Annotated in this window: 33 protein-coding genes; 32 read left to right on the top strand and 1 reads right to left on the bottom strand. The window is 53.4% G+C overall.

What is annotated here, in order from left to right; genetic code table 11:
- From ACIGCM_RS17355 to bfr, 32 genes are all read left to right on the top strand, one after another.
- Positions 1–714 (top strand): EF-Tu/IF-2/RF-3 family GTPase (locus tag ACIGCM_RS17355; RefSeq protein WP_397503334.1); only part of this gene is annotated, 714 nt, incomplete at its 5' end.
- Positions 715–855: 141 nt separating this feature from the next.
- A complete protein-coding gene (rpsJ, locus tag ACIGCM_RS17360) occupies positions 856–1,167 on the top strand; it encodes a 30S ribosomal protein S10 (protein ID WP_010486970.1) in 312 nt (103 codons plus the stop codon).
- 81 nt (positions 1,168–1,248) lie between these two features.
- Positions 1,249–1,884 carry a 50S ribosomal protein L3 gene (gene rplC / locus ACIGCM_RS17365; RefSeq protein ID WP_087515484.1) on the top strand — a complete coding sequence of 212 codons (636 nt, stop codon included), beginning with the start codon at positions 1,249–1,251 and terminating at the stop codon, positions 1,882–1,884.
- A gap of 12 nt (positions 1,885–1,896) precedes the next feature.
- Positions 1,897–2,499, top strand: a complete 603-nt coding sequence (rplD, locus tag ACIGCM_RS17370) for a 50S ribosomal protein L4 (protein WP_397503335.1) — start codon at positions 1,897–1,899, stop codon at positions 2,497–2,499.
- Positions 2,496–2,795, top strand: a complete 300-nt coding sequence (gene rplW / locus ACIGCM_RS17375; RefSeq protein WP_172149919.1) for a 50S ribosomal protein L23 — start codon at positions 2,496–2,498, stop codon at positions 2,793–2,795. Before rplD ends, rplW begins: the two co-directional genes overlap by 4 nt.
- Positions 2,796–2,809: 14 nt before the next feature.
- Complete coding sequence (gene rplB, locus ACIGCM_RS17380; RefSeq protein WP_339489990.1) at positions 2,810–3,634, top strand: 50S ribosomal protein L2; 825 nt, start codon at positions 2,810–2,812, stop codon at positions 3,632–3,634.
- A gap of 16 nt (positions 3,635–3,650) precedes the next feature.
- A complete protein-coding gene (gene rpsS / locus ACIGCM_RS17385; protein WP_010486981.1) occupies positions 3,651–3,926 on the top strand; it encodes a 30S ribosomal protein S19 in 276 nt (91 codons plus the stop codon).
- Between the two features lie 11 nt (positions 3,927–3,937).
- Positions 3,938–4,270 (top strand): 50S ribosomal protein L22, encoded by a 333-nt coding sequence (gene rplV / locus ACIGCM_RS17390; protein WP_003103908.1) that lies wholly within the window; start codon positions 3,938–3,940, stop codon positions 4,268–4,270.
- 13 nt (positions 4,271–4,283) lie between these two features.
- Positions 4,284–4,970: a 30S ribosomal protein S3 gene (rpsC, locus tag ACIGCM_RS17395; RefSeq protein ID WP_010486985.1), complete on the top strand. Its 687-nt coding sequence runs from the start codon at positions 4,284–4,286 to the stop codon at positions 4,968–4,970.
- 12 nt (positions 4,971–4,982) lie between these two features.
- Positions 4,983–5,396, top strand: coding sequence for a 50S ribosomal protein L16 (gene rplP / locus ACIGCM_RS17400; RefSeq protein ID WP_003243901.1), 414 nt, complete (start codon positions 4,983–4,985; stop codon positions 5,394–5,396).
- Complete coding sequence (gene rpmC / locus ACIGCM_RS17405; protein ID WP_002555481.1) at positions 5,396–5,587, top strand: 50S ribosomal protein L29; 192 nt, start codon at positions 5,396–5,398, stop codon at positions 5,585–5,587. The genes rplP and rpmC overlap by 1 nt, the downstream gene beginning before the upstream one ends.
- Before the next feature lie 2 nt (positions 5,588–5,589).
- Positions 5,590–5,856: a 30S ribosomal protein S17 gene (rpsQ, locus tag ACIGCM_RS17410; protein WP_087518958.1), complete on the top strand. Its 267-nt coding sequence runs from the start codon at positions 5,590–5,592 to the stop codon at positions 5,854–5,856.
- A 23-nt stretch (positions 5,857–5,879) separates the two neighbouring features.
- A complete protein-coding gene (gene rplN / locus ACIGCM_RS17415) occupies positions 5,880–6,248 on the top strand; it encodes a 50S ribosomal protein L14 (protein WP_003281831.1) in 369 nt (122 codons plus the stop codon).
- Positions 6,249–6,259: 11 nt separating this feature from the next.
- The gene (rplX, locus tag ACIGCM_RS17420; RefSeq protein WP_119952550.1) at positions 6,260–6,574 is read left to right on the top strand and encodes a 50S ribosomal protein L24; all 315 of its coding nucleotides are present in this window, start codon (positions 6,260–6,262) and stop codon (positions 6,572–6,574) included.
- 19 nt (positions 6,575–6,593) lie between these two features.
- Entirely contained in the window at positions 6,594–7,133 is a 540-nt protein-coding gene (rplE, locus tag ACIGCM_RS17425; protein WP_087515487.1) for a 50S ribosomal protein L5, read from the top strand.
- Between the two features lie 13 nt (positions 7,134–7,146).
- Entirely contained in the window at positions 7,147–7,452 is a 306-nt protein-coding gene (rpsN, locus tag ACIGCM_RS17430; RefSeq protein WP_010486998.1) for a 30S ribosomal protein S14, read from the top strand.
- Positions 7,453–7,661: 209 nt separating this feature from the next.
- Positions 7,662–8,054, top strand: a complete 393-nt coding sequence (rpsH, locus tag ACIGCM_RS17435) for a 30S ribosomal protein S8 (protein ID WP_010486999.1) — start codon at positions 7,662–7,664, stop codon at positions 8,052–8,054.
- Positions 8,055–8,066: 12 nt separating this feature from the next.
- A complete protein-coding gene (gene rplF / locus ACIGCM_RS17440; protein ID WP_010487001.1) occupies positions 8,067–8,600 on the top strand; it encodes a 50S ribosomal protein L6 in 534 nt (177 codons plus the stop codon).
- 9 nt (positions 8,601–8,609) lie between these two features.
- Positions 8,610–8,960 (top strand): 50S ribosomal protein L18, encoded by a 351-nt coding sequence (rplR, locus tag ACIGCM_RS17445; protein WP_087515489.1) that lies wholly within the window; start codon positions 8,610–8,612, stop codon positions 8,958–8,960.
- A 3-nt stretch (positions 8,961–8,963) separates the two neighbouring features.
- Positions 8,964–9,464 carry a 30S ribosomal protein S5 gene (gene rpsE / locus ACIGCM_RS17450; protein ID WP_010487004.1) on the top strand — a complete coding sequence of 167 codons (501 nt, stop codon included), beginning with the start codon at positions 8,964–8,966 and terminating at the stop codon, positions 9,462–9,464.
- Between the two features lie 2 nt (positions 9,465–9,466).
- Complete coding sequence (gene rpmD, locus ACIGCM_RS17455; protein ID WP_010487007.1) at positions 9,467–9,646, top strand: 50S ribosomal protein L30; 180 nt, start codon at positions 9,467–9,469, stop codon at positions 9,644–9,646.
- A 3-nt stretch (positions 9,647–9,649) separates the two neighbouring features.
- Entirely contained in the window at positions 9,650–10,084 is a 435-nt protein-coding gene (rplO, locus tag ACIGCM_RS17460; RefSeq protein ID WP_010487008.1) for a 50S ribosomal protein L15, read from the top strand.
- The gene (gene secY, locus ACIGCM_RS17465) at positions 10,085–11,413 is read left to right on the top strand and encodes a preprotein translocase subunit SecY (RefSeq protein ID WP_397503336.1); all 1,329 of its coding nucleotides are present in this window, start codon (positions 10,085–10,087) and stop codon (positions 11,411–11,413) included.
- 28 nt (positions 11,414–11,441) lie between these two features.
- Positions 11,442–11,558 carry a 50S ribosomal protein L36 gene (gene rpmJ / locus ACIGCM_RS17470; protein ID WP_002555468.1) on the top strand — a complete coding sequence of 39 codons (117 nt, stop codon included), beginning with the start codon at positions 11,442–11,444 and terminating at the stop codon, positions 11,556–11,558.
- Positions 11,559–11,691: 133 nt separating this feature from the next.
- Positions 11,692–12,048 carry a 30S ribosomal protein S13 gene (rpsM, locus tag ACIGCM_RS17475; protein WP_010487012.1) on the top strand — a complete coding sequence of 119 codons (357 nt, stop codon included), beginning with the start codon at positions 11,692–11,694 and terminating at the stop codon, positions 12,046–12,048.
- A gap of 30 nt (positions 12,049–12,078) precedes the next feature.
- The gene (rpsK, locus tag ACIGCM_RS17480) at positions 12,079–12,468 is read left to right on the top strand and encodes a 30S ribosomal protein S11 (protein ID WP_013789773.1); all 390 of its coding nucleotides are present in this window, start codon (positions 12,079–12,081) and stop codon (positions 12,466–12,468) included.
- A 17-nt stretch (positions 12,469–12,485) separates the two neighbouring features.
- A complete protein-coding gene (gene rpsD / locus ACIGCM_RS17485) occupies positions 12,486–13,106 on the top strand; it encodes a 30S ribosomal protein S4 (RefSeq protein WP_339490016.1) in 621 nt (206 codons plus the stop codon).
- 23 nt (positions 13,107–13,129) lie between these two features.
- Entirely contained in the window at positions 13,130–14,131 is a 1,002-nt protein-coding gene (locus tag ACIGCM_RS17490; RefSeq protein WP_087515492.1) for a DNA-directed RNA polymerase subunit alpha, read from the top strand.
- A gap of 42 nt (positions 14,132–14,173) precedes the next feature.
- A complete protein-coding gene (gene rplQ / locus ACIGCM_RS17495; protein ID WP_010487018.1) occupies positions 14,174–14,560 on the top strand; it encodes a 50S ribosomal protein L17 in 387 nt (128 codons plus the stop codon).
- A 144-nt stretch (positions 14,561–14,704) separates the two neighbouring features.
- On the top strand, positions 14,705–16,084 hold the full coding sequence (locus ACIGCM_RS17500) for a Na+/H+ antiporter NhaC family protein (RefSeq protein WP_397503337.1): 1,380 nt from the start codon (positions 14,705–14,707) through the stop codon (positions 16,082–16,084).
- Positions 16,085–16,226: 142 nt separating this feature from the next.
- Positions 16,227–17,669: a catalase gene (locus ACIGCM_RS17505; protein ID WP_397503338.1), complete on the top strand. Its 1,443-nt coding sequence runs from the start codon at positions 16,227–16,229 to the stop codon at positions 17,667–17,669.
- Positions 17,670–17,789: 120 nt separating this feature from the next.
- Positions 17,790–18,254 carry a bacterioferritin gene (gene bfr, locus ACIGCM_RS17510; protein WP_397503339.1) on the top strand — a complete coding sequence of 155 codons (465 nt, stop codon included), beginning with the start codon at positions 17,790–17,792 and terminating at the stop codon, positions 18,252–18,254.
- A 67-nt stretch (positions 18,255–18,321) separates the two neighbouring features.
- Here bfr and uvrA read toward each other — a convergent pair whose 3' ends face one another.
- Positions 18,322–21,177: an excinuclease ABC subunit UvrA gene (gene uvrA / locus ACIGCM_RS17515; RefSeq protein WP_397503340.1), complete on the bottom strand. Its 2,856-nt coding sequence runs from the start codon at positions 21,175–21,177 to the stop codon at positions 18,322–18,324.
- Positions 21,178–21,307 lie beyond the last annotated feature (130 nt).

The raw sequence follows: 21,307 nt of genomic DNA on the forward strand, positions 1-21,307 counted from the left end.
TACGACTTCCCAGGCGACGACACTCCAATCGTTATCGGTTCGGCGCTGATGGCTCTGAACGGTCAAGACGACAACGAAATGGGCACCACTGCTGTACGTAAGCTGGTTGAGACTCTGGATTCTTACATCCCTGAGCCTGAGCGTGCTATCGACAAGCCGTTCCTGATGCCAATCGAAGACGTATTCTCGATCTCTGGTCGCGGTACTGTTGTGACTGGCCGTGTTGAGCGTGGCATCGTTAAAGTACAGGAAGAAATTGAGATTGTTGGTATTCGTGATACCACCAAGACCATCTGTACTGGCGTTGAAATGTTCCGTAAGTTGCTCGACGAAGGTCGTGCTGGTGAGAACGTTGGCGTACTGCTGCGTGGCACCAAGCGTGATGACGTAGAGCGTGGTCAGGTACTGGCTAAGCCAGGCACCATCAAGCCACACACTAAGTTCGAAGGCGAAGTGTACGTTCTGTCGAAAGAAGAGGGTGGTCGTCACACTCCTTTCTTCAAGGGCTACCGTCCGCAGTTCTACTTCCGTACTACGGACGTAACTGGTAACTGCGAACTGCCGGAAGGCGTTGAAATGGTAATGCCGGGCGACAACATCAAAATGGTTGTTACCCTGATTGCTCCAATCGCCATGGAAGATGGTCTGCGTTTCGCGATTCGCGAAGGTGGCCGTACCGTTGGTGCTGGTGTAGTTGCCAAGATCATCGAGTAATCGAGTGATCTAGAAAAAGCCTCCGCTTGCGGGGGCTTTTTTATTGGGTTGACACTTGCTAGGAGCGTCTATAGAATTGCGCCTCCTTTTAACGGGCGTACTGCGCCCGTTGGGAATCGCAGCTTGGAATCTGAGGTCAAAATGCAAAACCAACAAATCCGTATTCGGTTGAAGGCTTTTGACCATCGCCTGATCGATCAATCAACCCAGGAAATCGTGGAAACCGCGAAACGTACTGGTGCTCAGGTGCGTGGTCCGATTCCATTGCCTACTCGCAAAGAGCGGTTCACTGTTCTTACTTCTCCGCACGTCAACAAAGACGCGCGTGATCAGTTCGAAATTCGAACCCACAAACGCGTACTGGACATTGTCCAGCCAACGGATAAAACCGTTGATGCGCTGATGAAGCTCGACCTTGCGGCTGGCGTGGAAGTGCAGATCAGCCTCGGCTAAGACTTGGGTCTTAGTCGTGTAACGCTCTGAAATGGGCGGCCATAGCGGGTGAAAGCCCCGTACACTCATGAGGTTTACAACATGACTATTGGTGTAGTCGGTCGTAAATGCGGTATGACCCGTATTTTCACCGAAGAAGGTGTCTCCATTCCGGTTACGGTCATTGAGATCGAACCGAATCGCGTCACCCAGTTCAAAACTGAGGAGTCCGATGGCTATCGCGCAGTGCAAGTCACTGTCGGTGAGCGTCGCGCTTCGCGTGTCAGCAAGGCTCAAGCCGGTCACTTCGCTAAGGCGAACGTCGCGGCAGGTCGTGGTGTTTGGGAATTCCGTCTTGAAGAAGGCGAGTACTCAAATGGCGACTTGATCAACGCTGAAATTTTCCAAGCTGGACAAATGGTCGATGTGACCGGTCAGTCCAAAGGTAAAGGCTTTGCCGGTACCATCAAGCGTTGGAACTTCCGCGGCCAAGACAACACTCACGGTAACTCCGTGTCCCACCGTGTACCGGGTTCTATTGGCCAGTGCCAAACCCCAGGTCGCGTATTCAAGGGCAAGAAGATGTCCGGTCACATGGGTGCTGAGCGTGTGACGGTACAGTCCCTTGAAGTTGTTCGCGTAGATGCTGAACGCAACCTGCTGTTGGTCAAAGGCGCTGTTCCTGGCGCGACTGGCGGTAACCTGGTTGTGCGTCCAGCAGCTAAGACTCGCGGTTAAGGGGAAGCTGACATGCAATTAAATGTAAATGGCGCTCAAGCGATCGAAGTTTCCGAAGCTACTTTCGGCGGCGATTACAACGAGACCCTGGTTCACCAAGCAGTTGTGGCCTACATGGCCGGCGGCCGTCAAGGCAGCAAGCAGCAGAAGACCCGTTCCGATGTATCTGGCGGCGGCAAGCGTCCGTGGCGTCAGAAGGGTACTGGTCGCGCACGTGCTGGTACCACTCGTGGTCCGATCTGGCGTGGCGGTGGTGTGACGTTCGCGGCTCGTCCGCAGAATCACGACCAAAAGCTGAACAAGAAGATGTATCGCGCTGCGATCCGTTCGATTCTTGCTGAGCTGGTTCGCACTGATCGTATGGTTGTAGTTGAAGACTTCGCTGTTGAAGCTCCGAAAACCAAAGATCTGCTGAACAAGCTGAATGACATGGGTCTGACTAACGTCCTGATCGTGTCTGATGCAATTGATCAAAATCTGTACCTGGCTGCTCGTAACCTGCCGCACGTCGATGTTCGTGATGTACAGGGTTCCGATCCGGTCAGTCTGATCGCGTATGAAAAGGTACTGGTTACCGTTTCTGCCGTGAAGAAATTCGAGGAGATGCTGGGATGAACCAGGAACGCGTATTTAAAGTGCTGCTGGGTCCGCACGTCTCTGAGAAAGCCACACTTCTGGCCGATAAGAAAAGCCAGTTCGTATTTAAAGTTGCGACTGACGCAACCAAGCTGGAAATCAAGAAGGCCGTCGAAAGCCTGTTCAGCGTGAAAGTTGAGCGTGTTACTACTCAGAACGTTCTGGGTAAGAGCAAGCGCACCGCTCGCGGTCTGGGCAAGCGTAACGACTGGAAGAAAGCGATCATCTCGCTTCAGCCAGGCCAAGATCTCGATTTCGCCAGCAGTGCTGAGTAAGGAAGGGGAGCATCATGGCTATTGTTAAATGCAAACCGACTTCCGCTGGCCGCCGTTTTGTGGTCAAGGTGGTCAATCAGGAGCTGCATAAAGGCGCTCCTTACGCTCCGCTGCTTGAAAAGAAGTCGAAGACTGGCGGTCGTAACAACAACGGTCGCATCACTACCCGTCATATCGGTGGTGGTCACAAGCAGCATTATCGTCTGGTCGATTTCCGTCGCAACGACAAAGATGGCATTCCAGCCACTGTCGAGCGTATTGAATACGATCCGAACCGTACCGCACACATCGCTTTGTTGATGTATGCAGACGGTGAGCGTCGCTACATCATCGCGCCTAAGGGTGTGAGTGCTGGTGACCAGTTGATCGCTGGTATCATGGCTCCAATCAAACCAGGTAACAGCCTGCAACTGCGTAACATTCCAGTTGGTAGCACTGTTCACGGTATTGAGCTGAAGCCAGGTAAAGGTGCACAGATCGCTCGTTCCGCTGGTGCTTCGGCTCAGCTGATCGCACGTGAAGGCGTCTATGTGACATTGCGTCTGCGTTCCGGTGAAATGCGTAAAGTTCTGGCCGAGTGCCGTGCAACTTTGGGCGAAGTTTCGAACTCCGAGCACAGCCTGCGTTCGCTAGGTAAAGCTGGTGCTAAGCGCTGGCGTGGCGTTCGCCCGACCGTTCGTGGTGTTGCCATGAACCCGGTCGACCACCCACACGGTGGTGGTGAAGGTCGTACCTCTGGTGGTCGTCATCCGGTGTCTCCATGGGGCTTCCCTACCAAGGGTGCTAAGACTCGTGGTAACAAGCGCACCGATAAAATGATCGTCCGTCGTCGCAAGTAATTAGAGGGATACGACAGTGCCACGTTCTCTGAAAAAAGGTCCTTTCATCGATCTTCACCTACTGAAGAAGATTGAAGTGGCAGTTGAAAAGAATGATCGCAAGCCAGTTAAGACCTGGTCGCGCCGTTCTATGATTCTGCCGCAAATGGTCGGTCTGACCATTGCTGTGCATAACGGCCGTCAACATGTCCCAGTTCTTGTGAACGAAGACATGGTCGGTCACAAACTCGGCGAGTTTGCTGGTACCCGCACTTATCGTGGGCACGTAGCAGACAAGAAAGCCAAGCGTTAAGGGGTTAGGAAATGGAAGTAGCCGCTAAGTTGTCGGGCGCTCGAATCTCCGCCCAAAAAGCCCGCTTGGTCGCCGACCAGATCCGCGGGAAAAAGGTGGGCGAAGCGCTCAACTTGTTGGCTTTTAGCAGTAAGAAAGCCGCCGAGATCATGAAAAAAGTGCTGGAGTCGGCTGTAGCCAACGCCGAGCACAACGAAGGCGCAGACGTTGATGACTTGAAGGTCAGCACCGTTTTCGTCAACGAAGGGCGTTCGCTGAAGCGTATCATGCCGCGTGCCAAAGGCCGCGCTGATCGCATCGTCAAGCGGTCTTGCCATATCACTGTCAAGGTTGCGGACAAGTAACGGAGTCGATCAGATGGGTCAGAAAGTACATCCCATTGGCATTCGCCTGGGAATCGTCAAGGAGCACACCTCCGTCTGGTACGCAGACGGTCGGACTTATGCGGACTATTTGTTCGCTGATCTGAAAGTGCGTGAGTATCTCCAAGACAAATTAAAAAGCGCGTCCGTTAGCCGTATCGACATTGCTCGTCCGGCTCAAACAGCACGCATCACCATCCACACTGCTCGTCCAGGTATTGTTATCGGGAAGAAAGGTGAGGACGTTGAGAAACTGCGTCAGGACCTGACCAAGCAAATGGGTGTGCCTGTGCACATCAATATCGAAGAGATCCGCAAGCCGGAACTCGACGGTATGCTGGTTGCGCAGAGCGTAGCTCAGCAGCTGGAGCGTCGTGTGATGTTCCGTCGCGCTATGAAGCGCGCTGTACAAAACGCCATGCGTATTGGTGCCAAGGGCATCAAAATCCAAGTGAGCGGTCGTCTCGGCGGTGCTGAAATTGCACGTACCGAATGGTATCGCGAAGGTCGTGTGCCATTGCACACCCTGCGTGCCGACATTGACTATGCCACGTACGAAGCGCACACCACTTATGGTGTGATCGGTGTCAAGGTTTGGATCTTCAAAGGCGAAGTAATTGGTGGTCGCCACGAAGAACTAAAACCACAAGCACCCGCGCCTCGTAAAAAAGCTGCTAAGTAAGGGGTACGCCAAATGTTGCAACCAAAGCGTACGAAGTTCCGCAAGCAGATGACTGGCCACAACCGTGGCTTGGCACAACGCGGTAGCAAAGTCAGCTTCGGCGAATTCGCCTTGAAGTCTGTTGCCCGCGGTCGTCTCACCGCCCGTCAGATTGAGTCCGCTCGTCGTGCTCTGACTCGTCACGTTAAGCGTGGCGGGAAAATCTGGATTCGCGTTTTCCCGGATAAGCCGGTTACCAAGAAGCCTCTAGAAGTGCGGATGGGTAAAGGTAAGGGTGGCGTTGAGTATTGGGTAGCCCAGATTCAGCCAGGCAAAGTCCTGTATGAAATCGAAGGCGTTTCCGAAGAGTTGGCGCGTGAGGCTTTCGCCTTGGCAGCTGCAAAGTTGCCGCTCGCCACCACTTTTGTTAAGCGGACGGTGATGTGATGAAGGCGAATGAACTTCGTGAAAAATCAGCACAGCAGCTGAACGAGCAACTGCTCGGCCTGCTGCGCGACCAGTTCAATCTGCGTATGCAGAAAGCAACTGGCCAGTTGGGGCAGTCTCATCTGCTCTCGCAAGTTAAGCGCGATATCGCTCGTGTGAAGACTGTGCTCAACCAGCAGGCAGGTAAGTGATCATGGCTGAAGCCGAAAAAACAGTCCGTACGCTGACCGGCCGTGTTGTCAGCGACAAGATGGACAAGACCATCACCGTATTGATCGAGCGTCGCGTTAAGCACCCGATCTACGGTAAATACGTTAAGCGTTCGACCAAGCTGCACGCGCATGACGAAACCAATCAGTGCCACATCGGTGACAAAGTTTCGATTCGCGAAACTCGTCCCGTTGCCAAGACTAAAACTTGGGCACTGGTTGAAGTCATCGAACGCGCAGTGGAAGTCTAAGGACTAGGGGTCGGAGAAATTATATGATTCAGACTCAATCCATGCTCGACGTTGCTGACAACAGTGGCGCACGTCGCGTTATGTGTATCAAGGTGCTGGGTGGTTCACACCGCCGTTATGCTGGCATCGGTGACATCATTAAGGTAACCGTTAAGGAAGCAATTCCGCGCGGTAAAGTGAAGAAGGGCCAGGTAATGACTGCTGTTGTAGTCCGTACCCGTCACGGCGTTCGTCGTCCTGATGGCTCGATCATTCGCTTCGATGGCAACGCTGCTGTTCTGCTGAACAACAAGCAAGAGCCTATCGGTACCCGTATCTTTGGGCCCGTGACTCGCGAACTTCGTACTGAGAAGTTCATGAAGATCGTCTCGCTCGCCCCTGAAGTGCTGTAAGGAGATCCGACATGCAAAAGATTCGTCGTGACGACGAGATCATCGTGATCGCCGGCAAAGACAAAGGTAAGCGCGGTAAGGTGCTCAAGGTTCTCGCTGACGACCGTTTGGTCGTTGGTGGGATCAACCTGGTGAAGCGTCATACCAAGCCTAACCCGATGTCGGGCGTTCAAGGCGGTATCGTTGAGAAAGAAGCGCCATTGCACGCTTCTAACGTGGCCATTTTCAATGGCGAAACCAGCAAAGCAGATCGCGTTGGTTTCAAAGTTGAAGACGGTAAAAAAATTCGTGTCTTCAAGTCGACCCAAAAAGCGGTTGATGCTTGAACACTGCTAGGTAGAGACCATGGCACGACTAAAAGAGATTTATCGGAAGGAAATTGCGCCCAAGCTCCAGGAAGAACTGAAGCTTGCTAACGTGATGGAAGTTCCGCGCATTACCAAAATTACCCTTAACATGGGCCTGGGCGAAGCGATCGGTGATAAGAAAATCATCGAGCACGCAGTTGCCGACCTGGAAAAGATCACCGGTCAGAAAGTCGTTGTGACTCATGCCCGTAAGTCGATTGCAGGCTTCAAGGTTCGTGAGGGCTGGCCGATTGGCGTTAAAGTTACTCTGCGCCGTGAGCGTATGTATGAGTTCCTGGATCGTCTGCTGTCTATCTCCCTGCCGCGCGTGCGTGACTTCCGCGGCCTGAATGCCAAGTCGTTTGACGGCCGTGGCAACTACAGCATGGGTGTTAAAGAGCAGATCATTTTCCCGGAAATCGACTACGACAAAATCGATGCCCTCCGCGGTCTGGATATTACCCTGACCACCACTGCTCGTACGGATGATGAAGGTCGCGCATTGCTGCGTGCTTTCAAATTCCCGTTCCGCAACTGATAGGAGCTGGATCATGGCCAAAATGAGCATGAGAAACCGCGAGCTGAAGCGTCAGCAAACGGTTGCTAAGTACGCTAAGAAGCGTGCTGAGCTGAAAGCCATCATCGTCGATCAGGAAGCAACTCCTGAAGCGCGTTGGGAAGCTACAGTAGCACTGCAGAAGCAGCCACGTGATGCAAGCGCTTCGCGCATGCGTAACCGTTGCCGCATTACCGGTCGTCCGCACGGCGTTTATCGCAAGTTCGGTCTGTCGCGTATCAAGCTGCGTGAAGCTGCTATGCGCGGTGACGTACCAGGTCTGGTTAAAGCCAGCTGGTAAGCCACTGTTAGCGAGTCACCTGTTTCGTCCGGTTTGCCGGGTAAAACAGGTGAATATCGCAAGCAATTTGAATCAAGCCCCTTTTGGGGCTTGATTCATTTTTGATCAGTCACTAGAATGTTCGGCTCGCCTGAGCCTGGGTTCGCCCAAAGGTGTCTGGTGACTCTAGCCGTAAGGCTAATTCTTTTTGTATCAGGAGCGTCTAGCCCATGAGTATGCAGGACCCGTTAGCGGACATGCTAACTCGTATCCGTAATGCCCAGATGGCTGAAAAGTCCGTCGTAAGCATGCCATCTTCTACTTTGAAGGTAGCCGTAGCCAAAGTTCTTAAGGACGAAGGTTATGTTGCGGATTATCAGATCAGCGGTGAAGCAAAACCGCAGCTGTCCATCGAGCTGAAATATTTCGAAGGCCGTCCGGTCATCGAAGAAGTAAAACGCGTTAGCCGTCCAGGCCTCCGCCAATACAAAGCTGTCGAAGATCTGCCGAAAGTTCGTGGCGGTCTTGGCGTGTCTATCGTCTCCACCAACAAAGGTGTGATGACGGATCGTGCTGCGCGCGCTGCCGGTGTCGGTGGTGAAGTGCTTTGTACTGTGTTCTAGGGGGAGATAAGCATGTCTCGCGTTGCTAAAAACCCCGTCAAGCTGCCATCTGGTGTAGAGATCAAACTCGCCGGTCAGCAGCTTTCGGTGAAAGGTGCCAAGGGCACTTTAGAACTGAACGTTCACTCGTCCGTTGAAGTGGTCCAGGATTCCGGTGAGCTGCGTTTCGCTGCTCGCAATGGTGATCAGCAGACTCGCGCAATGGCCGGTACCACTCGTGCGTTGGTTAACAACATGGTAATCGGCGTCAGCGAAGGCTTCGAGCGCAAGCTCCAGTTGGTAGGTGTTGGTTATAAAGCACAAGCTAAAGGTCAGGTTCTGTCCTTGGCATTGGGCTTCTCCCACCCAATCGACTACGAATTGCCGCAAGGCGTTACCGCCGAAACCCCTAGCCAGACCGACATCCTGATCAAGGGCGTCGACAAACAACTGGTTGGTCAGGTAGCTGCGGAGATTCGTGACTTCCGTCGTCCTGAACCTTACAAGGGCAAAGGTGTTCGTTACGCTGACGAAGTCGTCCGCCGTAAAGAAGCCAAGAAGAAGTAGGGCTAGCAAATGACCGACAAAAAAGTTACTCGACTGCGTCGCGCTCGCAAAGCACGTCTGAAAATGCACGAACTCGAAGTCGTGCGTCTTTGCGTGTATCGTTCCGCGCAGCACATCTATGCCCAGGTCATCTCGGCCGACGGCAGCAAGGTATTGGCCACCGCGTCGACCTTGGACAAAGCACTGCGTGATGGCGCCACTGGCAACATCGACGCAGCCAAGAAAGTTGGCGAGCTGGTTGCCGAGCGTGCGAAAGCCGCTGGTGTGACTCAGGTTGCATTCGACCGTTCTGGCTTCAAGTACCACGGCCGCGTTAAAGCGCTGGCTGATGCTGCTCGTGAAGGCGGGCTGGAGTTCTAAGTTATGTCAAATAACGACCAAAAGCGCGACGAAGGCTACATCGAGAAATTGGTGCAGGTTAACCGTGTTGCTAAAACCGTAAAAGGTGGCCGTATCTTCACTTTCACCGCGTTGACCGTGGTGGGTGATGGTAAAGGTCGCGTTGGTTTCGGCCGCGGCAAATCCCGCGAAGTGCCAGCTGCTATCCAGAAAGCGATGGAAGCTGCACGTCGTAACATGATCACTGTTGATCTGAACGGCACTACTTTGCAATACGCAATGAAGTCTGCTCATGGCGCCTCTAAGGTGTACATGCAGCCTGCTTCCGAAGGTACCGGTATTATTGCTGGTGGCGCGATGCGTGCTGTTCTTGAAGTAGCTGGCGTACACAACGTACTGGCTAAGTGCTACGGCTCTACCAACCCAGTGAACGTGGTTCATGCCACTTTCAAAGGTTTGAAAGCTATGCAGTCTCCGGACTCCGTTGCGGCTAAGCGTGGCAAGAGCGTCGAGGAGATTCTCTAATCATGGCTAATACCGTAAAAGTCACGCTGATCAAAAGCGTGAACGGCCGTCTGGCTAATCACAAAGCTTGCGTCAAGGGTCTTGGCCTGCGTCGCATCAATCACACCGTTGAAGTTCTGGATACTCCAGAAAATCGCGGCATGATGAACAAAGCTTATTACCTTCTCCGTGTGGAGGGTTAACACATGTTCCTGAATGATTTGAGTCCTGCGCCGGGTTCCCGTCGCGAGAAGCACCGTCCGGGTCGTGGTATCGGTAGTGGTTTGGGTAAGACTGGTGGCCGTGGTCACAAAGGTCAAACCTCCCGCTCCGGTGGTTCCATTGCTCCAGGTTTTGAAGGCGGCCAGCAGCCTCTGCACCGTCGTCTCCCTAAATTCGGCTTCGTTTCTCTGAAGGCTATGGATCGCGCAGAAGTGCGTACTTCCGAGCTGAACAAGATCGAAGGTGATGTAGTTACTCTGCAGGCGCTGAAGGATGCTGACCTGATTAATCAAAACGTACAGCGTGTGAAAGTCATGCTGTCCGGCGAGATTACTCGTGCAGTTACCCTTAAAGGTATCGCCGCCACCAAAGGTGCGCGCGCGGCTATCGAAGCAGCTGGCGGTAAGTTCGAGGAATAAATGGCTAAGCAAGGTGCTCTCTCAGCGCTAGGCAATGGCGGGTTATCCGAGCTTTGGGCTCGTCTGCGCTTTCTGTTCATGGCGATTATCGTCTACCGGATTGGCGCGCACATCCCAGTGCCTGGAATCAACCCTGATAGACTGGCGGATCTGTTTCGGCAGAATGAGGGGACCATTCTTAGCTTGTTCAACATGTTTTCTGGTGGTGCGCTGGAGCGCATGAGTATTTTTGCATTGGGGATCATGCCGTACATTTCGGCGTCGATCATCATGCAGCTCATGTCAGCTGTCAGCCCACAACTGGAGCAGTTGAAGAAGGAAGGTGAATCTGGCCGTCGTAAGATTAGCCAGTACACCCGCTACGGCACTCTCGTTCTGGCATTCGTTCAAGCCATCGGCATGTCCGTTGGTTTGGCGAGCCAGGGCGTCGCGTTCTCAGTTGATTTCAGCTTTTACTTTGTCGCGGTCACCACGTTCGTTGCAGGCGCAATGTTCATGATGTGGCTCGGCGAGCAGATCACTGAGCGTGGTGTTGGCAACGGTATTTCGATGCTGATTTTTGCAGGCATCGTAGCCGGTCTGCCGCGGGCGATTGGGCAGTCTTTCGAGTCTGCTCGTCAGGGCGATATCAATATCTTTGCCCTTGTCGCCATCGGTTTGCTGGCAGTAGCGATCATTGGTTTTGTGGTGTTCATTGAGCGTGGGCAGCGTCGCATTGCGGTGCATTACGCCAAGCGTCAGCAGGGCCGTAAGGTGTTTGCTGCGCAGACAAGCCACTTGCCTCTGAAGGTGAACATGGCGGGGGTTATCCCGGCTATTTTCGCTAGCAGCCTTCTGTTGTTCCCGGCATCGCTGGGGTCTTGGTTCGGTCAGTCTGAAGGTTTGGGCTGGCTTCAAGATATCTCGCAGGCTATCGCTCCTGGTCAGCCGTTGAATATTTTGCTGTTTAGTGCGGGGATTGTTTTCTTCTGCTTCTTCTATACAGCATTGATGTTCAATCCGAAAGACGTAGCGGAAAACCTGAAGAAGTCTGGTGCCTTTATTCCAGGCATCCGTCCAGGCGAGCAGTCAGCACGTTACATTGATAGCGTCTTGACTCGTTTGACCTTGTTCGGAGCCATGTACATGACGGCCGTATGTTTGCTGCCCCAGTTTCTGGTGGTTGCAGCCAACGTTCCGTTCTATCTCGGCGGGACCTCGTTGCTGATTGTGGTTGTGGTTGTAATGGACTTCATGTCCCAAGTACAATCGCACCTCGTTTCGAACCAGTACGAATCCCTGATGAAGAAAGCCAACCTGAAGGGCTACGGCAGCGGCATGATGCGCTGAAGTGTCCATAAGGTTCGAGGAGTTGGTGATGAAAGTTCGTGCATCAGTGAAAAAGCTGTGCCGTAACTGCAAAATTATTCGTCGCGAAGGTGTCGTGCGAGTGATCTGCAGCGCGGAACCGCGTCACAAGCAGCGCCAAGGCTGAGTGTGATTGTAGCGATATAAGCCCGACAGCTAGTGCGCTGTCGGGTTGATTATTTGTTTTTACAGCGTTAAGATCTTGCGCCCCATTTCTTGGCTTCCGGGGCGTGGGTTGCTGTCAATTGGAGTTACACTGAATGGCCCGTATTGCAGGCGTTAACATTCCGGATAACAAACACACTGTTATCTCGCTGACCTACATCTTTGGTGTCGGTCGCACAACTGCACAGAAAATCTGTGCTGCTACTGGTGTAAACCCAGCAGCTAAAATCAAAGATCTCTCTGACGAGCAGATCGAGCAGCTGCGTGGTGAAGTCGCCAAGGTTAACACCGAGGGTGATCTGCGCCGCGAAGTTAACATGAAAATCAAACGCTTGATGGACCTGGGCTGCTACCGCGGTCTGCGCCATCGTCGCGGCCTTCCGGTCCGCGGTCAGCGTACCAAGACCAACGCGCGTACCCGTAAGGGCCCGCGTAAGCCGATCCGCAAGTAATTGCGCCCGCGAATCGACAGGAAATAAGTCATGGCTAAGCCTGCTGCTCGTACTCGTAAGAAAGTCAAAAAGACAGTTGTGGATGGCATCGCCCATATCCACGCTTCTTTCAACAACACAATCGTGACCATTACTGACCGTCAGGGCAATGCTCTGTCTTGGGCCACCTCCGGTGGTTCAGGTTTCCGCGGCTCACGTAAGAGCACCCCGTTTGCTGCCCAGGTGGCTGCAGAACGTGCTGGTCAAGCTGCGCTGGAATACGGCCTGAAGAACCTTGACGTTAACGTCAAAGGCCCAGGCCCCGGCCGTGAGTCCGCTGTCCGTGCATTGAACGGCTGCGGTTACAAGATCGCCAGCATCACCGATGTGACGCCTATCCCGCATAACGGGTGCCGTCCTTCGAAGAAGCGTCGCGTGTAATCAGGAGACAGTGAGAAATGGCTCGTTACATTGGTCCCAAGTGCAAACTGTCTCGTCGTGAAGGCACAGATCTTTTCCTGAAAAGTGGCGTACGCGCCCTGGAATCGAAGTGCAACATCGAAGCAGCCCCAGGTATCCACGGCCAGCGCCGTAGCCGTCAGTCTGACTACGGCACACAGCTGCGTGAGAAACAAAAAGTTCGTCGCATCTATGGCGTTCTTGAGCGTCAGTTCAGCGGTTATTACAAAGAAGCAGCCGGCAAGAAAGGCGCTACTGGTGAGAACCTTCTGCAACTGCTCGAGTGCCGTCTGGACAACGTAGTTTACCGTATGGGTTACGGCGCCACTCGCGCTGAATCCCGTCAGTTGGTTTCGCACAAAGCGATTTCCATCAACGGCAAAACTGTAAACGTTCCGTCTTACCAGGTTAAAGCTGGTGACGTAGTTGCAGTACGTGAGAAATCGAAGAATCAGCTGCGCATTGCTCAGGCTCTTGAGCTGTGTGCCCAGCGCGGCCGCGTTGAATGGGTTGAAGTTGACACTGAAAAGAAATCGGGCGTTTTCAAAACCGTCCCAGTTCGCAGTGACCTCTCCGCCGACATCAACGAAAGCCTGATTGTCGAGCTCTACTCCAAGTAAGGGCTAGAAAAAAGGGTGCATCCATGCAGATTTCGGTAAATGAGTTCCTGACCCCCCGCCATATTGATGTGCAGGTGGTTAGTCCGACCCGCGCCAAAATTACACTCGAGCCTCTCGAGCGTGGTTTTGGCCATACCCTGGGCAACGCGCTGCGTCGCATCTTGTTGTCCTCCATGCCTGGCTGTGCAGTAGTCGAGGCCGAGATTGACGGTGTACTTCATGAGTACAGCGCAATCGAAGGTGTTCAGGAAGACGTTATTGAAATCCTGCTCAACCTTAAAGGTCTGGCTGTTAAGCTGCACGGTCGTGACGAAGTGACACTGACTCTGGCGAAGAAGGGCTCGGGCGTAGTTACCGCTGCCGATATTCAGCTGGATCATGATGTTGAAATCGTCAATGGCGACCACGTAATTGCCAACATGGCTTCTACTGGCGCGCTGAACATGAAGCTCACTGTAGCTCGTGGTCGCGGCTATGAGCCTGCTGACTCCCGTCAGAGCGATGAAGATGAAAGCCGCAGCATTGGTCGCTTGCAGCTGGATTCATCGTTCAGCCCGGTACGTCGTGTCTCTTACGTGGTGGAAAATGCTCGTGTTGAGCAGCGCACCAACTTGGACAAACTGGTTATCGACCTGGAGACCAACGGTACTCTGGATCCTGAAGAGGCAATTCGTCGTGCCGCTACCATCCTGCAACAGCAGCTGGCAGCGTTCGTCGACCTCAAAGGTGACAGCGAACCTGTTGTGATCGAACAAGAAGACGAGATCGATCCGATCCTGCTTCGCCCGGTTGATGATCTGGAACTGACCGTTCGCTCGGCAAACTGCCTCAAGGCAGAAAACATTTACTACATCGGTGATCTGATTCAGCGCACTGAAGTAGAACTGTTGAAAACGCCGAACTTGGGCAAGAAATCCCTGACTGAAATCAAGGATGTTCTGGCTTCTCGCGGTCTGTCCCTCGGTATGCGCCTCGACAACTGGCCGCCGGCAAGTCTGAAGAAAGACGATAAGGCTACTGCCTAATCGTCATCATCACCGAACGAGAGTTTGGTAAGGAATTGAACCATGCGTCATCGTAAAAGTGGCCGTCACCTCAGCCGCACAAGCGCTCACCGCAAGGCCATGTTTCAAAACATGGCGGTATCGCTGTTCGAGCACGAGCTGATCAAAACTACTCTTCCGAAAGCAAAAGAGCTGCGTCGCGTTGCCGAGCCGCTGATCACTTTGGCTAAAGAAGATAGCGTTGCTAACCGCCGTTTGGCATTCGACCGTACGCGTTCGAAAGCTATCGTTGGTAAGTTGTTCAACGACCTGGGCAAGCGCTACGCCACCCGTCAGGGCGGTTATCTGCGTATCCTCAAGTGCGGTTTCCGCGCTGGTGACAACGCTCCTATGGCTTATGTTGAGCTGGTTGACCGTCCGGTCGGCGGCACAGTAGAAGCTGCAGAGTAAGTTGTAGGTTGTAGAAAAAACCGGGCTTTGGCCCGGTTTTTTTGTTTTTACGATGAATGATATTCCGAACGTAGTGTTTGATATTGTGTGCAAGACATACTTATTGTAAGGTCTAATGCATAAATTCATCATAAGAATAAGCACATGCCTGAACCTACCGCTTTGAGCTTAATCCCGCCTGTTGTCGTCCTTGTTCTCGCTGTTTGGCTACGTCGACCCATTCTTGCCCTGGTCATTGGCGCGGTTGCGGGTCTGTTAATGATCTCGCCAACTCAAGCGCTGCACAGCTTTTCTGAGATATCGCTCAAGGTCATGCAAGATGAGACCATCGGTTGGTTGATTCTGGTATGCGGCAGCTTTGGGGCTCTTATTGCGCTGCTTGTTCGCACAGGTGGTGCCCAGGCCTTTGGTCGCGCCTCAATCAAACTGGCAAAGGGGAGACGCTCATCGTTGCTTATGACCTGTGTACTGGGGCTGGTGATCTTTATCGATGATTACTTGAACGCGCTAACGGTGGGTGAAACCATGAAGCGTGTGACAGATCGATTTAAAGTCTCTCGCGAAATGCTCGCTTACATCGTCGACTCGACAGCTGCGCCTGTTTGCGTTCTGGTACCACTGTCGACCTGGGCTGTGTTCTTTGGTGGATTGCTTGAGAACAATGGTATCGCCGAAAGCGGGCAGGGCATCAACGTTTATATGAGTGCCATTCCATACATGTTTTATGCATGGTTATCGGTGGCGCTGGTATTGCTCGTGGCTGCAGGTGTTGTTCCTGCAATCGGCCCAATGCGCAAAGCAGAAATGCTCGCTCAGCGCGGTTCTGCAGGAGCTATGCATGTCGGGGAGTTCAACCCTGAGCATAATTTTGCAATGAAGGCCGTCGAGGCGGAGTTTGAGGGGGCCGATAAAGAAGGAGGCAAGCTCTATAACTTTCTAGTGCCGCTGCTATTGCTGGTCGGTTTCACGCTGTATTTCGACATTGATGTTTGGATGGGCATGCTCGCGACCATGGTGCTCATCGTTCCCTTCTATTTGGTCCAAGGTCTCATGCCTTTGTCCGAAATGCTTGAGCAGATGATGGATGGTTTTAAAACCATGATCCCTGCTATCGGCACTGTGATAGCAGCCTTCATTTTCAAGGAGGTGTGCGACCAGTTGCACTTATCTCTTTTTGTTGTTGAGTCCTTGAAGCCCTTTATGACTGCGCAACTATTACCTGCCATGGTGTTCCTGAGCATGGCGGTATTGGCATTTGCTACGGGGTCATCCTGGGGCATTTTTGCGGTCACTATCCCGATAGTCATGCCGCTTGCCTACGCTCTCAATGCCAACATCCCATTGGTGATCGGTGCACTTATGTCGGCCTCTGCCTTTGGCAGTCAGGCCTGTTTCTACAGTGACTCTACGGTGTTGGCCGCGCAGGGCTCGGGTTGCAACTTGATCAGCCATGCGATCACACAACTGCCCTATGCATTAATCGCTGCTGGCCTTACTTTTGTAGGTTTCATCTTGATCGCATAGTGCTGGCGGTTTTATATCCTAAAAGTTTTTATCTATCACGACGGTTCAGGTAATACATTGGCTCTCTCTTCGCCTGAGGCTTAACCTTGATTCCATCGCTGGCTTCACAGGCCAGCAATTGGATCTAACAAGGAGAGAGCTAATGAGTAATAAGCCTACGTTGACTACCAGTGCTGGCAGCCCGATTGCCGACAACCAGAATTCTCTTAGCGCAGGCCCTCGTGGCCCGTTGTTGATGCAAGACTACCAACTGATTGAAAAGCTCGCGCACCAAAATCGTGAGCGTATCCCTGAGCGTGCAGTTCACGCTAAAGGCTGGGGGGCTTATGGCACGCTGACCATCACTCATGACATCAGCCAGTACTCCAAAGCCAAAGTATTCGAGCTAGGCAGCAAGACACCAATGCTTGCGCGTTTCTCCACGGTGGCAGGTGAGATGGGCGCTGCTGATGCTGAACGGGATGTTCGCGGCTTCTCATTGAAATTTTACACTGAACAAGGCAATTGGGATTTAGTCGGTAATAACACGCCGGTTTTCTTTGTGCGTGATGCCTACAAATTCCCCGACTTCATCCACACGCAAAAGCGCCATCCGAAAACCAATCTGCGCTCACCAACTGCCATGTGGGATTTCTGGTCGCTGTCGCCTGAGTCTCTGCATCAGGTCACCATTCTGATGTCTGACCGTGGCTTGCCAACTGATGTGCGTCACATAGACGGTTTTGGTTCGCATACCTTCAGCTTGCTAAATGCTGCAAATGAACGTGTTTGGGTTAAATTTCACTTCAAGACCAAGCAAGGCCACAAACACTGGACCAATGCTGAGGCGGAACTTGTTGTTGGCAAAAGCCGTGAAACCACCCAGGAAGACTTGTTCGGTAGCATTGAAAAGGGCGATTTCCCTAAGTGGGGTTTCTTCATTCAAGTGATGACTGAGGAGCAGGCTAAGCACACCAGTTTCAATCCTTTTGACTTGACCAAGGTTTGGCCCCATGGCGACTTCCCGTTGATCGAGGTGGGCGAGTTGGAGCTTAATGCCAACCCGGAAAACTATTTTGCCGAGATCGAGCAGGCCGCATTCTCACCCTCGAACGTGGTGCCCGGCATTGGTTTCTCTCCTGACAAAATGCTCCAGGCGCGGGTGTTTTCTTATGCCGATGCGCATCGCTATCGCTTAGGGACGCACTACGAAGCATTGCCAGTAAATGCGCCGCGCAGTCCTGTGCATCACTATCACAAGGACGGGGCGATGCGTTTCTTCACTGGTAATTCGAATCCGGATGCCTACTACGAACCAAACTCGTTCAATGGCCCTGCACAAGCGCCTGAGTTCGCTGAGCCGCCGCTACCGCTGGAGGGTGACGCTGATCGTTTCAATCATCGTGAAGGTAATGATGATTATAGTCAGCCGCGTGCACTGTTTAACTTGTTTGATGACGGGCAAAAACAACGTCTGTTCAGCAATATCGCTGCGGCGATGGGAGGCGTTCCGGACTTTATTGTCGAGCGCCAGTTGGCGCACTTCGACCAGGTTCATGCCGATTACGGTAATGGTGTCCGGCATGCGCTAAAAGCCAATCGTTAAGATTCGCAGCCAGTAAATACGGGGCTTCCAGCGATGGTCGCCTCGTTTTTTGCTTGACCTGAGCACGCTTGGGGTTGAGCATACACAGATGTTTAAAGCGTTTGTGTCAGGAGTTGCAAGATGAAAGGCCACCAGGAAGTAATCGATTATTTCAAAGTACTGCTCAAGGGCGAATTAGCAGCCCGTGATCAGTACTTTGTGCACTCACGCTATTACGAAGACTGGGGTTTCACCAAGCTCTTTGAACGTATCAATCATGAGATGGAAGAAGAGACCCAGCACGCTGATGCGTTGCTAAAGCGGATCTTGTTCCTTGAGGGCACACCAGACATGACGCCGGATACTTTTGTATTCGGTCAGAACGTGCCAGAAATGCTAAAGCTCGACTTGGCGTTGGAGTATCACGTGCGCGCCGCGCTGTGCAAAGGCATTGAATTGTGTGAGCGCCTGCAAGACTACCCAAGTCGCGATATTCTGCTGACTCAGCTGAAAGACACCGAAGAAGACCACGCTTACTGGCTGGAAATTCAGCTGCAGTTGATCGACAAAATGGGCTTGGAAAATTACCTGCAAGCGCAGATGTAGTTTCTTGCTTCGATTGATTGCCCCATAAAAGTCCTGCCCTTGGCGGGACTTTTTTATGGGGCAGGGTTTAACGCTTCGCTCGGTCTCGCTCAAGCAGGGGCTTGAGGAAGTAGCCGGTGTGCGACTGCGGCATCTCGGACACCGCTTCCGGCGTGCCCACCGCAATGATTTGCCCGCCTTTTGAGCCGCCTTCAGGGCCCAAGTCCACCAGCCAGTCAGCGGTTTTGATCACGTCCAGGTTGTGCTCAATCACCACCACTGTATTGCCGTGGTCGCGCAGGCGATGGAGCACATCAAGCAACTGTTGAATATCCGCAAAGTGCAGGCCAGTGGTCGGCTCATCGAGGATATACAGCGTCTTGCCGGTGTCACGCTTGGATAGTTCGCGAGAGAGTTTTACCCGCTGCGCTTCTCCGCCTGAAAGGGTTGTCGCGCTCTGGCCCAGCTTGATATAGGACAGGCCCACATCCATCAGCGTTTGCAGCTTGCGCGCCAGTGCCGGGACGGCATCGAAGAACACGCGTGCTTCTTCGATGGTCATGTCGAGGACTTCGGTGATGTTCTTGCCCTTGTATTTAACTTCAAGGGTTTCGCGGTTGTAGCGTTTGCTTTTGCACACATCGCATGGCACGTAGATGTCCGGCAAGAAGTGCATTTCAACCTTGATCAAGCCATCGCCTTGGCAGGCTTCGCAGCGACCGCCTTTGACGTTGAACGAGAAACGTCCCGGGCCATAACCACGGGAACGTGACTCGGGCACGCCAGCAAAAAGCTCACGGATCGGCGTGAACAAGCCGGTGTAGGTGGCCGGATTGGAGCGCGGCGTACGGCCAATCGGACTTTGGTCGATATCCACCACCTTGTCCAGGTGCTGCAAGCCGTCACAGCTGTCATGTGCAGCCGGTTCCAGTGTGGTAGCGCCATTGAGCGCTGTGGCACTGAGCGGATACAGGGTGTTGTTGATCAGGGTCGATTTGCCTGAACCGGATACGCCTGTGACACACGTCAGCAGACCGATCGGGATTTCCAGGTCGACGTTGCGCAAGTTGTTGCCGCGCGCCCCCTTGATTTTCAGCAACTGCTTTTTGTTGACGGGGTGGCGCTTGGCAGGCACTTCAATTTTGACACGGCCAGACAAATACTTGCCTGTCAGTGAGTCAGGGTGCGCCATGACTTCAGCCGCCGTGCCTTCGGCGACCACGCGTCCGCCATGTACCCCAGCGCCAGGGCCGATATCGACCACGTAATCGGCCATGCGAATGGCGTCTTCATCGTGCTCAACCACAATCACCGTGTTGCCAATGTCGCGCAGGTGACGCAGTGTGCCGAGCAGGCGTTCGTTGTCACGTTGATGCAGGCCGATTGACGGCTCATCAAGGATATACAGCACCCCAACCAGGCCCGCACCAATTTGGCTGGCTAAGCGAATACGCTGCGCCTCGCCGCCAGACAAGGTGTCAGCGCTGCGGTCCAGTGACAGGTAATCGAGACCAACGTTGACCAAGAATTGCAGGCGCTCGCGGATTTCCTTGAGAATCTTATCGGCAATCTCGCCACGTCGACCGGTCAGTGACAGGCCGGAGAAATACTCAGCCGCATCGCCAATCGGTAAGCCGGTGACTGCGGGCAAGGTCCGCTCACCGACCCACACATGGCGCGCTTCACGGCGCAGGCGCGTGCCTCGGCAATCCGGGCAAGGCTGGGTGCTGAGCAGTTTGCTCAACTCTTCACGCACACTGGTTGATTCAGTTTCGCGGTAGCGGCGGTCAAGGTTCGGTACGATGCCTTCGAACGGGTGTGCACGCTTAACAATGTCGCCACGGTCATTCAAATAGCGGAAGTCTACGCTTTGCGTGCCGCTGCCAAACAGGATGACCTTTTGGTGTTCGGCGCTAAGGTCGTCGAAGGGGATTTCCAGGCTAAAGCCATAATGCGCCGACAGCGAACCGAGCATCTGGAAGTAATAGACATTGCGCCGGTCCCAGCCGCGAATCGCGCCTTCGGCCAAAGTCATCTCGCCATGGATCAGGCGTTTGGTGTCGAAAAACTGCTTAACCCCTAGGCCATCACAGGTCGGGCAGGCACCAGCCGGGTTGTTGAACGAGAACAGTTTGGGTTCAAGTTCACTGATTGAGTGGCCGCAGTGTGGGCAGGCAAAGCGCGCCGAGAAAATCATCTCGCCTTTGATGCCGCTGATATCGTCTTCGCTGTCGAGTGGGGCGATAAGCGCCAAGCCGTCCGCCAGGTTCAGCGCCGTTTCAAAAGACTCGGCCAGCCGTTGCTGCAGGTCATCACGGACTTTGAAGCGGTCAACCACAACATCAATTGAGTGCTTCTTTTGCTTGTCGAGCTTGGGCAGTTCGTCCAGCTCATGCAGCTTGCCGTCGACGCGGGCGCGGACGAAGCCTTGGGCGCGCAACTCCTCGAATACCGATAAGTGCTCGCCTTTACGCTCACGGATGACGGGGGCCAACAGCATCAGCTTGCTGCCTTCAGGCAGGGCTAAAACCTGATCCACCATTTGGCTGACGGTTTGCGCTTCGAGCGGGACATCATGGTCCGGGCAGCGCGGAATACCTACGCGTGCATAAAGCAGGCGCAGATAGTCGTAGATCTCGGTGATGGTGCCGACCGTGGAGCGCGGGTTGTGTGAAGTCGATTTTTGCTCGATTGAAATCGCTGGCGACAAGCCCTCAATGGTGTCGACATCAGGTTTTTCCATCATCGACAAGAATTGCCGCGCATAGGCTGACAATGACTCTACATAGCGGCGTTGACCTTCGGCATACAGGGTGTCGAATGCCAGCGATGATTTGCCCGAGCCAGACAGGCCGGTAATCACGATCAGCTTGTCGCGCGGAAGAGTTAGGTCGATGTTCTTCAGGTTGTGGGTACGTGCCCCACGGATCAGAATCTTGTCCACAAACAGCGGCCTCGCTTGGCGGGCGGAAACCCACGAGTATACGACTGACAGCTACCCTGCGGCAAAGTGTGCTCCTGTGCCGCAGTACGTATGGCTGTTAGAATTGTCGACTTGTCTGACTTAGAGTCTT

The organism is Pseudomonas sp. NPDC078700 (assembly GCF_044542375.1).
GTDB lineage: Bacteria > Pseudomonadota > Gammaproteobacteria > Pseudomonadales > Pseudomonadaceae > Aquipseudomonas.

Bases quoted from the DNA above. Each gene is read 5' to 3' on its own strand.
- rpsJ (WP_010486970.1), top strand. From the start codon at position 856: ATGCAAAACCAACAAATCCGTATTCGGTTGAAGGCTTTTGACCATCGC.
- rplC (WP_087515484.1), top strand. From the start codon at position 1,249: ATGACTATTGGTGTAGTCGGTCGTAAATGCGGTATGACCCGTATTTTC.
- rplD (WP_397503335.1), top strand. From the start codon at position 1,897: ATGCAATTAAATGTAAATGGCGCTCAAGCGATCGAAGTTTCCGAAGCT.
- rplW (WP_172149919.1), top strand. From the start codon at position 2,496: ATGAACCAGGAACGCGTATTTAAAGTGCTGCTGGGTCCGCACGTCTCT.
- rplB (WP_339489990.1), top strand. From the start codon at position 2,810: ATGGCTATTGTTAAATGCAAACCGACTTCCGCTGGCCGCCGTTTTGTG.
- rplV (WP_003103908.1), top strand. From the start codon at position 3,938: ATGGAAGTAGCCGCTAAGTTGTCGGGCGCTCGAATCTCCGCCCAAAAA.
- rpsC (WP_010486985.1), top strand. From the start codon at position 4,284: ATGGGTCAGAAAGTACATCCCATTGGCATTCGCCTGGGAATCGTCAAG.
- rplP (WP_003243901.1), top strand. From the start codon at position 4,983: ATGTTGCAACCAAAGCGTACGAAGTTCCGCAAGCAGATGACTGGCCAC.
- rpmC (WP_002555481.1), top strand. From the start codon at position 5,396: ATGAAGGCGAATGAACTTCGTGAAAAATCAGCACAGCAGCTGAACGAG.
- rpsQ (WP_087518958.1), top strand. From the start codon at position 5,590: ATGGCTGAAGCCGAAAAAACAGTCCGTACGCTGACCGGCCGTGTTGTC.
- rplN (WP_003281831.1), top strand. From the start codon at position 5,880: ATGATTCAGACTCAATCCATGCTCGACGTTGCTGACAACAGTGGCGCA.
- rplX (WP_119952550.1), top strand. From the start codon at position 6,260: ATGCAAAAGATTCGTCGTGACGACGAGATCATCGTGATCGCCGGCAAA.
- rplE (WP_087515487.1), top strand. From the start codon at position 6,594: ATGGCACGACTAAAAGAGATTTATCGGAAGGAAATTGCGCCCAAGCTC.
- rpsN (WP_010486998.1), top strand. From the start codon at position 7,147: ATGGCCAAAATGAGCATGAGAAACCGCGAGCTGAAGCGTCAGCAAACG.
- rpsH (WP_010486999.1), top strand. From the start codon at position 7,662: ATGAGTATGCAGGACCCGTTAGCGGACATGCTAACTCGTATCCGTAAT.
- rplF (WP_010487001.1), top strand. From the start codon at position 8,067: ATGTCTCGCGTTGCTAAAAACCCCGTCAAGCTGCCATCTGGTGTAGAG.
- rplR (WP_087515489.1), top strand. From the start codon at position 8,610: ATGACCGACAAAAAAGTTACTCGACTGCGTCGCGCTCGCAAAGCACGT.
- rpsE (WP_010487004.1), top strand. From the start codon at position 8,964: ATGTCAAATAACGACCAAAAGCGCGACGAAGGCTACATCGAGAAATTG.
- rpmD (WP_010487007.1), top strand. From the start codon at position 9,467: ATGGCTAATACCGTAAAAGTCACGCTGATCAAAAGCGTGAACGGCCGT.
- rplO (WP_010487008.1), top strand. From the start codon at position 9,650: ATGTTCCTGAATGATTTGAGTCCTGCGCCGGGTTCCCGTCGCGAGAAG.
- secY (WP_397503336.1), top strand. From the start codon at position 10,085: ATGGCTAAGCAAGGTGCTCTCTCAGCGCTAGGCAATGGCGGGTTATCC.
- rpmJ (WP_002555468.1), top strand. From the start codon at position 11,442: ATGAAAGTTCGTGCATCAGTGAAAAAGCTGTGCCGTAACTGCAAAATT.
- rpsM (WP_010487012.1), top strand. From the start codon at position 11,692: ATGGCCCGTATTGCAGGCGTTAACATTCCGGATAACAAACACACTGTT.
- rpsK (WP_013789773.1), top strand. From the start codon at position 12,079: ATGGCTAAGCCTGCTGCTCGTACTCGTAAGAAAGTCAAAAAGACAGTT.
- rpsD (WP_339490016.1), top strand. From the start codon at position 12,486: ATGGCTCGTTACATTGGTCCCAAGTGCAAACTGTCTCGTCGTGAAGGC.
- ACIGCM_RS17490 (WP_087515492.1), top strand. From the start codon at position 13,130: ATGCAGATTTCGGTAAATGAGTTCCTGACCCCCCGCCATATTGATGTG.
- rplQ (WP_010487018.1), top strand. From the start codon at position 14,174: ATGCGTCATCGTAAAAGTGGCCGTCACCTCAGCCGCACAAGCGCTCAC.
- ACIGCM_RS17500 (WP_397503337.1), top strand. From the start codon at position 14,705: ATGCCTGAACCTACCGCTTTGAGCTTAATCCCGCCTGTTGTCGTCCTT.
- ACIGCM_RS17505 (WP_397503338.1), top strand. From the start codon at position 16,227: ATGAGTAATAAGCCTACGTTGACTACCAGTGCTGGCAGCCCGATTGCC.
- bfr (WP_397503339.1), top strand. From the start codon at position 17,790: ATGAAAGGCCACCAGGAAGTAATCGATTATTTCAAAGTACTGCTCAAG.